This is a genomic window from Actinomadura sp. DC4 (assembly GCF_030406325.1).
GTDB lineage: Bacteria > Actinomycetota > Actinomycetes > Streptosporangiales > Streptosporangiaceae > Actinoallomurus.
The window spans coordinates 51642-66008 of record NZ_JAUEQY010000029.1 but is presented as its reverse complement, the minus strand read 5'-3'; the positions used below and the strand labels follow the sequence as shown (position 1 = coordinate 66008).

12 protein-coding genes are annotated in these 14367 nt (G+C 69.4%); 3 read left to right on the top strand and 9 right to left on the bottom strand.

The genetic code is table 11. The annotated features are described in order from the left end of the window. Positions 1 to 186: 186 nt before the first annotated feature. Complete coding sequence (locus QWU11_RS36555) at positions 187 to 2421, bottom strand: tetratricopeptide repeat protein (protein ID WP_290119094.1); 2235 nt, start codon at positions 2419 to 2421, stop codon at positions 187 to 189. 438 nt (positions 2422 to 2859) lie between these two features. After that, the gene (locus tag QWU11_RS36550; protein ID WP_290119093.1) at positions 2860 to 5685 is read right to left on the bottom strand and encodes a LuxR family transcriptional regulator; all 2826 of its coding nucleotides are present in this window, start codon (positions 5683 to 5685) and stop codon (positions 2860 to 2862) included. A gap of 246 nt (positions 5686 to 5931) precedes the next feature. Here QWU11_RS36550 and QWU11_RS36545 point away from each other — a divergent pair, with 246 nt between their 5' ends. Then, positions 5932 to 6546, top strand: coding sequence for a TetR/AcrR family transcriptional regulator (locus QWU11_RS36545; RefSeq protein ID WP_290119092.1), 615 nt, complete (start codon positions 5932 to 5934; stop codon positions 6544 to 6546). Between the two features lie 347 nt (positions 6547 to 6893). Here the strand turns inward: QWU11_RS36545 and QWU11_RS36540 are convergent, their stop codons facing one another. From QWU11_RS36540 to QWU11_RS36515, 6 genes are all read right to left on the bottom strand, one after another. Further along, the gene (locus QWU11_RS36540; RefSeq protein ID WP_290119091.1) at positions 6894 to 7475 is read right to left on the bottom strand and encodes a TetR/AcrR family transcriptional regulator; all 582 of its coding nucleotides are present in this window, start codon (positions 7473 to 7475) and stop codon (positions 6894 to 6896) included. Continuing rightward, positions 7468 to 7794, bottom strand: coding sequence for a MarR family transcriptional regulator (locus QWU11_RS36535; protein ID WP_290119090.1), 327 nt, complete (start codon positions 7792 to 7794; stop codon positions 7468 to 7470). The genes QWU11_RS36540 and QWU11_RS36535 overlap by 8 nt, the downstream gene beginning before the upstream one ends. Further along, positions 7791 to 9353 (bottom strand): MDR family MFS transporter, encoded by a 1563-nt coding sequence (locus tag QWU11_RS36530; RefSeq protein WP_290119089.1) that lies wholly within the window; start codon positions 9351 to 9353, stop codon positions 7791 to 7793. The genes QWU11_RS36535 and QWU11_RS36530 overlap by 4 nt, the downstream gene beginning before the upstream one ends. Further along, complete coding sequence (locus QWU11_RS36525; RefSeq protein WP_290119088.1) at positions 9350 to 9607, bottom strand: hypothetical protein; 258 nt, start codon at positions 9605 to 9607, stop codon at positions 9350 to 9352. The genes QWU11_RS36530 and QWU11_RS36525 overlap by 4 nt, the downstream gene beginning before the upstream one ends. A gap of 77 nt (positions 9608 to 9684) precedes the next feature. Further along, positions 9685 to 11124, bottom strand: coding sequence for an NAD(P)/FAD-dependent oxidoreductase (locus QWU11_RS36520; RefSeq protein WP_290119087.1), 1440 nt, complete (start codon positions 11122 to 11124; stop codon positions 9685 to 9687). A 1-nt stretch (position 11125) separates the two neighbouring features. Next, positions 11126 to 11683 carry a hypothetical protein gene (locus QWU11_RS36515; RefSeq protein ID WP_290119086.1) on the bottom strand — a complete coding sequence of 186 codons (558 nt, stop codon included), beginning with the start codon at positions 11681 to 11683 and terminating at the stop codon, positions 11126 to 11128. Positions 11684 to 12055: 372 nt separating this feature from the next. On the opposite strand from QWU11_RS36515, the gene QWU11_RS36510 reads away from it, so the two are divergent. Then, positions 12056 to 12565 carry a response regulator gene (locus QWU11_RS36510; RefSeq protein ID WP_290119085.1) on the top strand — a complete coding sequence of 170 codons (510 nt, stop codon included), beginning with the start codon at positions 12056 to 12058 and terminating at the stop codon, positions 12563 to 12565. 140 nt (positions 12566 to 12705) lie between these two features. On the opposite strand, the gene QWU11_RS36505 is transcribed toward QWU11_RS36510, so the two are convergent. Continuing rightward, a complete protein-coding gene (locus QWU11_RS36505; protein WP_290119084.1) occupies positions 12706 to 12849 on the bottom strand; it encodes a hypothetical protein in 144 nt (47 codons plus the stop codon). Between the two features lie 10 nt (positions 12850 to 12859). On the opposite strand from QWU11_RS36505, the gene QWU11_RS36500 reads away from it, so the two are divergent. Next, complete coding sequence (locus QWU11_RS36500; protein ID WP_290119083.1) at positions 12860 to 14254, top strand: hypothetical protein; 1395 nt, start codon at positions 12860 to 12862, stop codon at positions 14252 to 14254. Positions 14255 to 14367: the final 113 nt, after the last annotated feature.

Sequence of the window (14367 nt, the reverse complement as noted above, 5' to 3'; positions counted from 1 at the left end):
CGGGACCGGGAGGCGGCTATGCCGGGGGAGCACGGCAGGTACGGCGCTACCTGTGGCGCTTCCGCACGGCCCGAGCCAGGTCTCATGGTCGTTCTTGAGCTGCCTGGACATGCCGGTCTGATGCGCTCAATTCAAGTCGCGTGGAACGGCCGAACCAGTTTCCGCGATCAGGCGGTCTTCGGCTGGTCAGCGGGCAGCGGCCGCCAGGTCCCGGCAGCGATGGCTCGCCTCGGTGTCACCGATCGCCTCGAACACCTCGGCCGCGCGTGCGTAGGCCGTACGACTCTCCTCGACCCGATCGTGGTCGGCGAATACGGCCGCGAGCGATTCCAGGGCGCCGGCGTACATGGCGTGGGAGAGCTGAAGTCGCTCCATGAGGGAGATGCCCTCGGTGAGTGCGGCGATCGCTTCGTCCCCGCGACCGAGCAACCGCAGGCACTCGCCGATACGGACCAGCGTGTGCGGCCGGGAAAGCGTCGCGATGCTCGGTGTCATCCCGGACCCTTCGTCGCTCGCCAGGTCACACGCTTCGCGGAAACGCTCCAGCGCTTCCTCGATGCGGCCGTCGTCACGAAAGCAGCAAGCGAGGTTTTGGAGACACTGGCAGTACGCGTCGGCGTCACCGTCGGCCTTGAACATCTCCGCCGCCCGAGATATCGACACAACGGCTTCGTCGAACCGTCGGAGCGGTGCCAGCGCACGTCCTGCGTACTCATACGCCCAGGCGATCTGCGTCCTTGCGCCACTTCGGGTGGCCAGGTCCAACGCCTCAGCCGCGTACCGCAGTATCGCGTCCGGGTTGTCGGGAGGCACGGAATGAACCCAGGCCAGATAGTTCAGTTGAGTGGCCTGCTGTGCCAGGTCACCGAGGGCGGCGGCGGCTTCGGCTCCAAGAGTGAAGACCTCGCGCCAATGCGGGCCGTGCATCCACCGGTCGGAGAACCAGTGCATCGACTCGGCGCAATCCAGGACGAGAGAGTCGTCGCCGCTGCTCGCCGCGTACCGCAGTGCGCCCAGCCAGTTCTCCGCGTTCACACGCAGCCAGTGCTCGGCGTCTTCCAGGGAGGACAGACCGGCCGGATCGGCCTCCGGCCGGTCGGGACGGCCGTACGCCGGCTCGAACCAGCGCCCGGCGGTCGTGGCCGTCCGCAGCAGCCACGACGTCATCGTCACCGTGATCGCGTCACGCTCGGCCGCGGTGTCCTCTTCTTGAAGCCTGTCGCGGGCAAAAAGCCGGACCAGGTCATGGAAACGGTAACGACCCGACGTGCTGTCCTGCAGCAAGCCCAGGTCGACGAGTTCGTCCAAGGCATCCCAGGCGTCCCCGATCGAGCTCTCACCGAGTACTGCGGCCAAAGCGGCGTCGAAGTCCCAGCCAGGTACCAGGGCCAGCCGGCGGAAGACCCGCCGCGCGGAGTCCGCGAGCTGCTCATAAGACAGACCGAACGCGACCGCGACCTCGAGATCGCCGGCTCTGAGCTGGTCCAGGCGGCGCTCCTCATCCGCCAACCGGATCACGAAGTCCGCAGCGCTCCATCCCGGCCGGCTGACCAGCCGGTTTCCGACGATCCGCAGCGCGAGCGGCAGCCCACCACACGGCCGGGTCAGCTCGATGAGCGTCGATCCGCCATCCGGGGCACTGCGATCTCCCAGAATCCCGGTCAGCAGCTCGACGGCCTCCCGCTGAGGCAACGGACCGAGCCTCAGCCTGCGCACGCCCTCCAGACCGGCCAGCAGCCGCCGGCTGGTGACCAGCGCCCTGCCCTCGCCACCTCCCGGCAACAGCGGACGGACCTGCTCCTCCGACGCGGCGTTGTCCAGCACCACCAGAACACGCCTGTCCCACAACAGCGACCGGTACATGGAGGCACGCCCGGGAGTGTCGTGGGGTATTCGCTGGTCCGCGACACCGAGCGCACGAAGCAGCAACAGCAAGGCGTCGGCGGCGGCGAGGGGCCGCTGGGACATGCCGAACAGATCAAGAAAGAACACCCCGTCCGGAAAACGCGGCCGCAGAACATGGGCGGCGCGAACGGCGAACGTGGTCTTGCCCAGACCCGCAGAGCCGCTGATGACGCCCACACCGGCGACACCCGGCGAAGCGCCGGCACGCACGAACTCCTTCGTCCAGGCCAGCTCGGCGGCACGGCCGGTGAAGTCATCAACGGACCGCGGCAACTCACACAGATCGGCCGGAGGCGTCCAGTGAACCCTCAGCCGACCCTCCCGCGCCAACTCGATGAGCTCCTCGCGGTCGGAGTCCCCCAGCGTGAGCGCCTGCGCCAGAGCGGTGACCGTCCGATGCTGGGGACCCTTACTGCGTCCACGCTCCATGTCCGACAAGGTCCGGGCACTGACCCCGGATGCCTCGGCGAGCTGCTCCAAGGTGAGACGTGCCGCGTGCCGATGCCGGCGTAACAACTCACCGAAGCTGAGCGAGAGGGAAATGGGGCGCTCCTACTCGTGATCCACTCAAGCAGCTCCGAGCATACGGGCCATGAGCGCCTGAGCCCAAAGGTCAGCCGGCCGCAATCCGTGTGATGCCGCTGGTGCCACGAGATGTCCGCCACCGACCGCATGCCCGCACCACACCCTCCGGAGTTCCGTCGCCGCGCGGTCGAGCTTGCGCGCCAGGGCGACAAACCCCTGCTCCACCTCGCGAAGGGGGTCTCCAGGTTGTGGTGAGCCGTACAGTCCCTCACGGGCCGGCAAACGAGGCGGACCGTACGGAGGAGCAGCGCCGTTCATGCAGAATGATCAAGGCACCTGCCTGCCGAGTTGGCACCGGGCCGGTCATGATCTGCCGATCACACCCAAGGAAACAGGGGACGGTACGGCTAACCGGACAGACCCAACCGATCACGAGGCGTCGTTCCGTCGAGTGATGATGTGGGCGAGTTCGACGCGTGAGCCGATGTCGAGTTTGCGGAACACCTGTCGGAGGTGGAACTTGACGGTGTGGGGCGAGATGAACATCTGCGCGGCGACCTGTTTGTTCGTCAGTCCTTCGCCGACGAGTTCGGCGACGCTGTTCTCGGTGTCGGTGAGGCTGTCCCACCCGGTCTCGGGACGTTCGGAACTCGCCCAGTGGCGTCGCCGGATGCCGAATCGGCGGAGTCGCGCGCGGACGCGCGCCGCGTCGCGGGGCGCGCCGATCTGCTCGTATCCTTCGAGCGCTTGGTCAAGGCCGTCGATGGCCGCTTGGTGGTCGGGTTCGCTGGAGGCACCGCCGAGCAGGACGCCCAGGTCCTCGGCGGCGGATGCGCGTGCCCACGGGTCGGGGGACCCTGCGGCGGCCTGACGGAGCGCGGCGGTGTTGCGGTGGAGAATTCCGCGGGCGTGGGCCGCGGCGTGGGTGAGGACGGGGAAGTCGGGGTTGTCGCCGGCGATGCGGTCCATCGTGGCGACGATCATCTCGGCCTGGGCGCGGTCGCCGGACGCCAGTGCGACGCGTGTGCCCCACGCCGCGAGGTTGGACTCGGCCACGAGGTGCCAGCGCCACATCGCGACGTCGGGGCAGATGGTGCGGAGTACGCGCATCGCCTCCCCCGGACCGCCGCGGGCCTCGGCGACCGCCGCGGTCGCCCAGCCCGCGGGGAACGTCAGGCCACGGGCGGAGTGGGCCTGGTACTGCCGGATGTAGCGGGCGGCCGCGGACAGGTCGCCGCGTAGCAGCGACACGGTGGCGAGCACGAGGATCCCGATGGGGGTGAAGGTGTGGGTGCCGAGGTCATCGGCGGTCTCCAGCCCGGCCTCGGCCTCGGCGGCGGCGTCGTCCATGTGGCCCGTGGCCAGCCGCAGGTAGGCGCGTACGTACGCGGCGCCGGCGGACTGCAGGGTGTGTCCCAACCGGCCGATCTGCTCGTCGGTGGCGCGCAGGACGTCTTCGGACTCGGTGAACAGCCGTACGTTCAGCAGGCAGATCGCCAGGTTCAGGCGCGGGCCGGTGCTGTGCGCCCCGATCGACCCGCGGCCGGCGATCCGCGCCGCCTCGCGGACGAGGCGGAGCCCGTCGGCGACGCGCCCTTCGGCCCAGGCGACGTGCATGAGCAGGACGAGCGCTCCGACCAGGGCGCCGTCGCCGTGGTGCTCGCGGGTGGTCACGATGGCCTCCGCCCGCTGACGGCCGCGCCAGATGTCCTGGTGGGAGAACAGGCCCACGAACCACGTCAGCTCGGTTGCGTCGCGCAGGCCGGCGGCCAGGTCCGGCCGGGCGAGCACGTCCTCGAGCTCGGTCAGCGCCTCCCCCGGCCGGCCGTTGAACAGCAGGGTGAGGGCCAACTGGTGGCGCAGGTAGGGGGCCTGGCCGTCGGATGCGTGGTCCAGCCCGGCCCGGGCGAGCTCGGCGGCCTGCGACAGTCGTCCGGTGGCCGTCAACGCCTCGACCGCGGTCACCGTACGGTCGAACCAGGCTGGGTCGGCGGCATCGGTGAGGTCCAGAGCTCGCGTGGCGAGGTCGGCGGCGGTCTGTGGTGAGGACGGCAGCACCTCGCGGGCCGCGCGGTCCAGTCCGGCGAGGGCCTGCGTGGTGCCCGGCCGGGGGTGCGCCATGAAGTGCGCCGCCGCGGGGATCGCCGAGCCGCCGCGGTCCAGCAGCATCTGCCCGGCCCGAAGGTGCAGCCACTGCCGTACGGGCTGGGGAATGCCATCGGTCACCGCCTGCCACAGCAGATGGTGGCGGAATGTCAGCGTGTCACTCTTGGCCACCACGATCTGCGTCGCCAACGCCTCCTCGACGGCAGACAGCAGTTGGCCGGCGGGTTCGTCCAGCAGCTCGGCCACGTCCTCGACCGCGAAGGAGTGGCCGAGCACCGCGGCCGCCTGGAGCAGATGCCGGGCCTGCGGTGACAGCCCGTCCAGGTGTTTCTGCGCGAACGTCTGGACGCTTTCCGGGAGCCGGAGCAGCGGCTCGGTGACCAGCCGCGCGCGGCCGTCGGCCACTTCGACGGCCGCCTCGTCGCGGAGCCCGGCCAGCAGCTCGACGAGCAGGAACGGATTACCCCCGGCCGCGGCGGCCTGCGCGAGCACCGTGGTCTCCGGCGCCCCGCCGAGCACGTCCTCGGCGATCTCACCGACCGCCTCATCGTCCAGCGGCGCCAGGATCACCCGCGTGGCGCCCCCGCGCTCCAGAACGTCGTACAGGCGATTCAGGGCGACCTCCTCGCCGCTCGTACGCGCCAGCATCCACACCAGCGGGTACGAGGCCAGGTCCGACACCAGCGACCGCAGCGCCAGCAGGGTCGCCCGGTCCGCCCACTGCAGGTCATCCAGCGTGAGGAGCATCGGCCCCTGGACGAGACGTTCCTCCAGCCGCACCCTCAGTTGGTCCACCAGCCATATCCGCAGGTCACCGGAGGACCCCACACCTTTGGGAGGGTCCAGCGTACGAGCGGACTCACCGAGCGCCGACATCAGCGGCGCCAGCGGATCCAGCCACCGCAGCTCGTCGGCTCCGCCACGAGCGATCATGAAGCCAGTTTTCTCGACGGCCTCGACCGCCTCCGCGAGCAGCCGGCTCTTGCCGATCCCCGACGGGCCCTCGACCAGCAGCACGCCGCCACGGCCCGCCCCGGCCGCCCGCAGCAACCCGGTGACAACGCGCCACTCCCGGGACCGGCCGCGGTAGCCAGGCCGCGACAGGTGTTCAGAGCCCCCACCCACGGCGGGCCAAGGTCCGTCGCCCATGTGTTTCAGGAAACCATCCGCGAAACCACCCCGCAACAGCGCAAACATGCCCTGTAACGTGGGTGAACGTGGTAAACGGTGCGCCCGGCTGTTGCCTTCGGCGATCAGCGCTCGGACGGGAACAGGTGGTGGACCGCGCACCAGGTCGCAAGCCGCGTCGTGGGCACCGAAATCGTAGGCGTACACGGGCCGGAGTGACGTGTCAGCTTCGGCATACCGAACGTTCTATCTGCTACACTTTTCGTGATGGCGCACAACCCTCAAGGTCAGGTTTCCGAAGCGCGATCGCGGCTGCTCGAAACCGCCACCCGGCTCTTCTACTCCGAGGGGATCCACTCCGTCGGAATCGATCGGATCGTCGCTGAGGCGAAGGTGACCCGCGCGACGCTGTACCGGCATTTTCCCGGCAAGGAAGAACTCGTCGTCGCATACCTGCAGGCGGTCCACCAGGCCGATCGCGATCAGGTCAGCGAGGTTCTCGGCAGCGGCCGGCCGGCCGCCGACACCTTGCGAGCCATCGCCAAGTCGATCGCCGGCGGTATCCAGTCGAACGGCTTCCGCGGATGCGCCTTCCTCAACGCCGTCGCGGAGTATCCGGATCCCGAGCATCCCGTTCACCAGGCCGTTCTCGCTCACCGCGAGTGGTTCCTGCGCACCATCACCGATTTGCTCGCGCAGGTCGGGGAGACGCCACCCGAGCTCGCGGGCCGGCACTTCGTCATGCTACGAGACGGCGCGATGGCCGAGGGCTGCCTTTCCGACCCGGTGGAGGTCTGCGACACGTTTCTCCAAGGAGTCGACGGAATCCTGCAGCACCGTACCGGCTCCACGTCTCACAGGGCCGGGGCGAGGACCGCCTGAGGGCCAACGACCGACGGCCTCAATCGCCGGAGATCCGGATCTCCGGGCGCAACAGCGGCTCCTTGAGCTCGTGTTTGCGCATCTTGCCGGTGGGCGTACGGGGCAGTTCCCCGGTGAACCGGATGTCGCGAGGAACCTTGAAACCGGCAAGCGTGGACCGCGTGGCGCAGGCTCGACAGGTCGTACCGGGCCCGCGTCTCGGCGGGGAGCTTGAGCAGGCGGGTGAACATCGTCGGGACCATTGGCTGTGGGTCACCCGGTGCCGCTCGATGACCGCGAGTGCGAGTTTGACGCCCACGTAGTAGAGCCCGGCACGCTGTGCCGCCCAGGCCAGTTCGAGGTCCTGTTCATTCCGAAAACACGTGGGCGTCCCGGTACTTCAGCAGACCTTCGACCCCGCGGAGGAACGTACGGCCGATCCGCTCCGGCTCGGCGAGGGAACCTGCCGCCATCGCACCGTCTCGCAACATGACGAAGTGCCTCGCGGCGGGATCGGGTGCCGTGACCCCGGCGTGCCCCAGCAGATCGGTGATCGTGCGCAGGAACCACTCTCGGTGAACGAGAACGGCTCGGCGCACGCGGTGTGCGGGATCCGGGTATTCGGCCGCGGCGTTGAGAAAGGCGCATCCGCGGAATCCGGGAGCCCCGATATCGGCGGCGATCGACTCACCGACGGCTCGTACGACGTCGGCCGAGGACTCTTCTCGACCGGCGGCCTCGGCCAGCTGGGTGCGAACAGCCCTGTCGACCTCGCTCAAATAGGCGACGACAAGCTGGTCCTTGCCCGGGAAATGCCGGTAGAGAGTCGCTCGAGTCACCTGCGCCTCGGCCACGATTCGGTCGATGCCGACGGAGTGAATCCCCTCGGCGTAGAACAGCCGGATCGCTGTGGCGAGCAACCGCGATCGCGCCGGGGAGCGGTCACTCACGGACGTCGCCGCCTGTTGCCTTGCAGTGCCGGGCCGGCCCGGCGGCGCTGCCGTTGAACTTCGCGAGGAGCTCGGCGAGGGTGCGGACATCGCGTTCGGGCCATGACTCGACGAGCCCGCCGAGCCGCCTGCTGCGGACGTCTTGGACCTCGGCAACGTGGTGGCGGCCCTCGTCGGTGAGGCCCACCAGATACGCCCGGCCGTCGTCCGGCGCGGGAAGCCGCTCGATGAGACCGAGCGTTTCCAGCAGCCGGAGCCGGCGCGAGACAACGGAGGTGGCCACACCGATGTGCTCGGCGATCGTCTCGCCGGGGATCATCGCGACCCGTCCTCGGGGTCGTCGCCCACGGCATTGGAAGTACGGAGGGGCACTTCCCGGATGAAGAAGACGATCGCGATCGCGACGAGCGCCAGCGGCACCGTGTACAGAAAGAGGTCACCGGTCGCGTGCCCGTACGCGTCCTCGATCACCGCCCGGACCGGCGCGGACAACTCGGCCGGCCGGGAAATCGACGAGCCACCACCGCCGGCCTGCACCCCCGCCCCGGCCAACCCGTCGGCGGTGAGGCGGCTGACCCGGCCGGCCAGCATGGCACCGAGCGCCGACACCCCGATCGTCCCGCCGAGCGTGCGGAAGAACGACACCGCGGAGCTGGCCGCCCCGAGCTCCCGCAGGTTCACCTGGTTCTGGACGGCCAGGACCAGGTTCTGCAGGGTCGCGCCGAGCCCGATGCCGAGCAGGCCCATCGCCGGTGCGAGCCTCCAGTACGGCGTGTCGTGCCGGGTGAGACCGAGCAGCGCGAGCCCCGCGGCGATCAGCAGGGTTCCCGCGAGCAGCAGCGGTTTCCAGCGACCGGTGGCGGTGACGATCCGGCCGCCGACCGTGGAGGCGAGCGCGAGACCGAGGACGAGCGGCAGGGAGAGAACGCCTGCCAGGGTGGCCGTTCTGCCTTCGGACAGCTGGAAGTACTGACTCAGATAAGTCGATCCGGCATAGATGGCGACGCCGATGACGAGACTCGCCACGATCGCCAGGACGACGGTACGGGTGCGGAACAACCAGAGCGGCAGGACGGGGTCCTTGGCGTGCCGTTCGGCGACGACGAACGCGAGTGAGAACAGCAGAGCGCCACCGACGAAGGCCGCGGACTGCCAAGAAAGCCACGCGTATCCGTCGCCGGCGAAGGTCACCCAGACCAGCAGAAGCGATGCGGCGGCCGTCAGCGACGCGGCCCCGGCCCAGTCGATCCGCACGGAGCCCTTGGCGGCCGGCAGATTCAGGGTCTTCTGCAACACGATCAGGGCGGCGACGGCGAACGGGACGCCGACGAAGAAGCACCATCGCCAGCCGAGCCACTCGGTGTCCACGATGAATCCGCCGATCAGCGGACCGGCGCTGGTCGCGACCGCGAGCAACGCGCCGAAGTAGCCGTTGTAGCGACCGCGTTCTCGCGGCGAGATCATCGTCGCGATGATCACCTGAATGAGCGCGAGGAGGCCGCCGGCGCCGATGCCCTGGACCGCCCGCGCCGCGATGAGCAGGCCGGCGTCCGACGCGAGGCCGGACAGGACTGAGCCGACGGTAAAGATGATCAAACTGATCTGGATGAGCAGTTTCTTGCTGAGCAGGTCGGCCAGCTTGCCCCAGATCGGGCTGGACACGGTCGTGGCGAGAAGCGTTGCGGTGATCACCCAGGTGTAGACGCTCTGCCCCGCATGCAGGTCCGCCACGATCGTCGGCAGTGCGTTCGTGACGATCGTCGACGACAGGATCGCCACGAAGATACTGATGTACAGGCCGGACATGGCCTGCCCGATCTGCGCGCGAGTCATCGGCACGGTCCCGGCGCGTACGGTTGCGTCGACTTCGACGGTCATGGTTCCTCTCGCCCGTTCGCATTGTGGTTCGAGATGACCGCGTGGGTGGCATCCGCCTCGGTGGTGCGGGCGACGCTCGCGTCGGTGACGGCCCTGGCGGAGTCCGCCCACGCTCCGTGAACGAGTACGACGGTCGGCTTCAGGCTGTTGTCCGGCTTGCCGGGAGTAGCCGCCACGGCCGACAAGCTCGCCGTGAGCAGGCCGAGTGCGGTAACACCAACGATCGCGGCGCCGCGGAACAAGCGAAAACCCATGACAGATCGAACCTTTCGGGAGTACGCGGTGCTGTCGTCTCGGCCCGCCGCGACGCGACGGGTACCCGGCCGAGCGGTCAGCGGCCGTAGGTTTCGAGCAGCCGCAGCCAGATTTCGCTGAGGGTGGGGAAGGCGGGGACCGCGTGCCAGAGCCGGTCCAGGGGAACCTCCCCGACGACCGCGATCGTCGCCGCGTGCAGCAGTTCTGCGACGTCGGGACCGGCGAGCGTGAAACCGACGATCACCTTCCGGTCCTCGTCGACGACCATGCGGGCGTGCCCTCGGTACCCGTCGGCGTGCAGGGCGGTTCCGGCGACTGCGCCCAGGTCGTGGTCGACGACCCGGATCCGCAGTCCGGCGGCCGCGGCGGCGGCCGCGGTCAGACCCACCGATGCGATCTCCGGTTCGGTGAAGACCACCTGCGGCACCGCACCTTCGTCGGCCGTTGCGGCGTGCCGACCCCATCGGCCGTCCTCGACCGCTTCGCCCTTCGCGCGCGCCACGATGACGTCTCCCGCGGCTCGGGCCTGGTACTTGCCCTGGTGCGTCAGCAGCACGCGCCGGTTGACGTCGCCGGCGGCATACAGCCACCCGTCACCGATCGGTGCCCCGTCGTCCCCGAGGACGCGCATCGTGTCATCGACCGTGAGCCAGGCGCCCGGCGTCAGACCGATGTCGTCCAGGCCGATGTTCTGGGTGTTCGGCGTACGGCCGATCGCGACGAGGAGTTCGTCGGCCTCGATCTGCTCACCGTCGGTGAGAGTGACGGACACGGTTCCGCCGTCGTCGCGCTCGACGGATGCGGCCTCGGCACCGAGGCGCACCGACACACCGGCATCCCGCAACGATTCGCTGACCCTCTCGCCGGCGAACGGCTCCGCGAGCGGCAGCACACCGTCGCGGGCCAGCATCGTCACCGAAGCCCCGAGACCGGCGAACGCGGTCGCCATCTCCGACGCCACGACGCCACCGCCGATGATGGCGAGCCGGCCGGGGACCGCGCTCGCGGCGGCCGCCTCCCGGCTGGTCCACGGTGCCGCCTCGCGCAGACCGGCGATGTCCGGGACCAGCGCACCGCTTCCCGTCGCGATGACGACCGCGTGCCGTACGGTCAGCGAGGTGGTCGCGCCGTCCTCACCGATCACCTCGACGACCCGCGTGGAGCCGATCCGCCCCTGTCCGCGGTACAGCGAGATCCCAGCGTGGCCGAGCCAGGACACCTGCCCGTCGTCCTTCCAGTTCGAGGCGAAGGAGTCGCGACGGCGGAGCACGGCCGCCGTGTCCAGGTCACCCGTCACCGCCTCACGGGCGCCGGGCACCTGCCGGGCCGCCCGAAGCGCGGCAGCGCTCCGCAGCAACGCCTTGGTCGGCATGCAGGCCCAGTAGGAGCATTCACCGCCGACCAGTTCCCGCTCGATGATCGCGGCGCTCAGACCGCCCTGCGCCACCCGGTCGGCAATGTTCTCCCCGACCGGACCCGCGCCGATGACGACGACGTCGTACGTCGCGGTGGCCATGTCAGCGCTCCTTGGCGGCGCGGCCGAGGCGTAGCGCCGAGACGAGGAAGAAGATGCCACCCAGCACCGCGTAGCCGGCGATGTTGGCCAGCGACGGGTTCGCCCCGGAGGCCGACGTGATGAACGAAGCACCGGCGAACACGGAGATGCCACCGCTGAGGATCATCGGCCACTGGCCGCCCATCTTGCGGCGCGCGACGCCCACGACCAGCTGCACGAGTCCGGAGACGATCGCCCAGGCGCCCCAGACGCGCAGGACGGCCGGCAGACCGGATGCGCACGCGACGGCCAGACCGACGGTGGCGAGCAGGCTGATCGCGACGTTCACCTGCAGTCCGCGCGCGGGCCCGGTCGCGCCGGACGAACGAGTGTCCATGACCGCCGCGGCGGCGTCGAACAGGGGATACAGAACGAGCAGGGGGACGCTGACAGGGCCGAGGTCCGACTTGGTGGCGAACAGCAGGAGGGCCCAGACGATGGCGAACCCGAACCGGACGAAGTACAGCCGACGCAGAGCCGGCGCGATCCCGGGGGCGGTGGATGAGGCAACGGTGGTCACGACGATCCTTTCGAACAATCAGCGGACAGGAAGAGACCGAACGTTCTATCTCGCTTAACGGTGGCATGGCCTCGTCGAGACGTCAATACCGAACGTTCTATCTCCTTGCATCGCCGGTCTCAGATCGAGCGAGCAGGGGCTGTGACCGGGTCGATCAGACCGACGGTCCGGTCATCTTCATCACGTCGTGTGCCACCCAGGCGGGACGGTGGGCCGCCAGGACGGTCGGCTCGGCCAGCCGAGGCCACGATTCTCAGAACGAGACGCCCTGCCAGGAGAATCATGGACTTGCCTGGATCAATGGGACCCAGAACCTCATCTCCAGCGGCGCGGGCCGCCGAGCATCTGTCCTCTTTCGTACCGGGCGGTCCGGTGACTCATCGCACGACGAGCACGCCCATTCGTTGCGTCGTCGTCGATGACAACCATCACTTCCTGCGCGCCATCAACGACGTGCTCAGCCATGCGGGAATCACCGTGGTCGGCCTTGCCTCGACGAGCGCCGAGGCCCTCCGCCATGCCTGCCTGCATCGGCCCGACGTCGTCCTCGTGGACGTCAACCTGGGGACGACGAGCGGTTTCGACCTCACGCAGCTGCTGATGGCGGCGGCACCCGGCTGGCAGCCGACCGTGATTTTGATGTCCACCTACGCTGAGAAGGACATCAGGCCCATGCTCGAGACCAGCCCTGCCGCGGCGTACATCCCGAAGATCGCCATCTCCGGGCTCGCTATCCGCAGGGCCCATCGCGAGCATCGGGAGCGCGAGCGACCTTCGACGGGACGTCATCGAACGACCACGCCGCTCGACCCGGCCGGCCACGCCGATGAGCCGCGACGACAGACGGGGCCATGCCGCAGATCGGACGGAAGGAGCGGATAAATGATCGACATCATCAAGGCCGACAGCGTGGCCTGGGCCCGGGAGCGTTCCTGCAAGCGGAGGAGGTTCCCGACCGGCTGCAGGCCGGGATAGTCGAATCATGGCGACGCTCGCAGCTGTATGCCGTCGACAGCGCTGGTCTAGATCCACCCTTCATCGGTGACCTTGACACCGACGGCCCGCTGATGCGGGCGGCGCGGCCGGTGCTGGACCGTCTGGCCGAAACGCTCTCCGAGGTCGGCGTCGGCCTCTTCGTCACCGATGCCAATGGCCGGGTGCTGCACCGGCGGGTCCTTGACCGGACGACTGGTCGGGCTGCTGAACATCACCTGTTGGCACAAAGACGCCGGGCCGTTGGTCCCCGCTCTGGCGCACAACGCCGCGAGCGCCGTCGAGCAGCGGCTGGTGGAGCTGGGATCAGAGCGCGAGCGGGCCATCATGTGCGAATTCCTTTCCATCGGCCGGAAGTTCGGCCGGCCGGCCATCACCGTCGGCGACGGCCTGACCGTGGCGAACCGGCCGGCCGCCGACCTCCTCGCGCCCGCCGATCACCCGATCGTGCACGACCGCGCCGCCGATCTGCTGCGAGCCGGCGCGTTGTCGGGCCAGGTCACGCTGTCTCACGGCGAGACGGCCACATTGCGCTGCCACCCGGTCGGAACGTACGCCGGAACGGCGGTGGTCGAGATCAACCTCATCGAGGCACGCCGGCCCATGTCCCGGCCAATGATCAGTCCCGCCGAGCTGGGCCTCGCGGGTGGCTCCACCACGTTCCGTAAGGTGTGCACCGACCTGATGGCACGATGCCAGGCCGGTGCCTGGACGCTGGTGGAGGGCGAACCCGGCGCAGGCAAGCTGACGCTCGCCGAAGCCGCGCACCACGCCCGCGACCGCGAGGCACCGCTCGTCATGATCGAGCCCGGCGACCGTACCGAAGACACCGCTGCCCGCCTGGACCAAGCCTCCTCCAGCGGCTCCGCGAGGCGCACCGTGGTACTGCGCCACCCGGAGCACTTCACCCCCGCCGCGCTGGCGGCGGTCACGGCATGGCTGGACTCACAATCCGGTCCGGACCGGCCCTGGCTCGTCGCCACCGCATCCGTGGACGCCGAACTACCGGACGACCTACTGCGCGCCCTGCCGGTGACGCTGACCGTGCCGCCCCTGCGTCACCGGATCGACGACGTGCGTGAACTCGTACCCCACCTGCTGCGCAGGCTCAATGCTCACCCATCGGTGTCGTGCGGACCGGCCGCGATGCGGATCCTCCTGCGGTCACGCTGGCCCGGCAATATCGCCGAACTCGCGCAGGGGCTACGGCACGCGCTGACCCGGACGCGAGCCGGGCAGATCCGCCCCGAGGACCTGCCGACGTCATGCCACACGGTGAGCCGCCACGTCCTCACCCCATGGGAGACCTTGGAGCGCGACGCGATCGTCCAGGCTCTGCTGGAGACGAACGGCGACAGAACCGAAGCCGCCGACATGCCGTCGGCGGCGATCCGCTCCCCCGGCCCGACCACGAACCGCACGCCGGCGACGGCCTCCAGGTACAGGTGCGCGCCGCCGGGGGTGGCGGTCCACGCGGAGCCCATCCGCATGCCGGGCAGCGAGTTCGGCGGCGTGGGCGCCTTCGCTGTCGGCGCGTTGGGTGTGGCGGGCTGCGCCATGAAATCGTGTGATCGGTGAGGATTCAGGCCCGGTGTCCTGCCGCCTGCTGGCCACATCGGCTTCACCTGGCCGTCGTACGCTGGCATTATGCGAATCGATGACCGGTCTCCACTGGTCGAGGCGACGCCTCG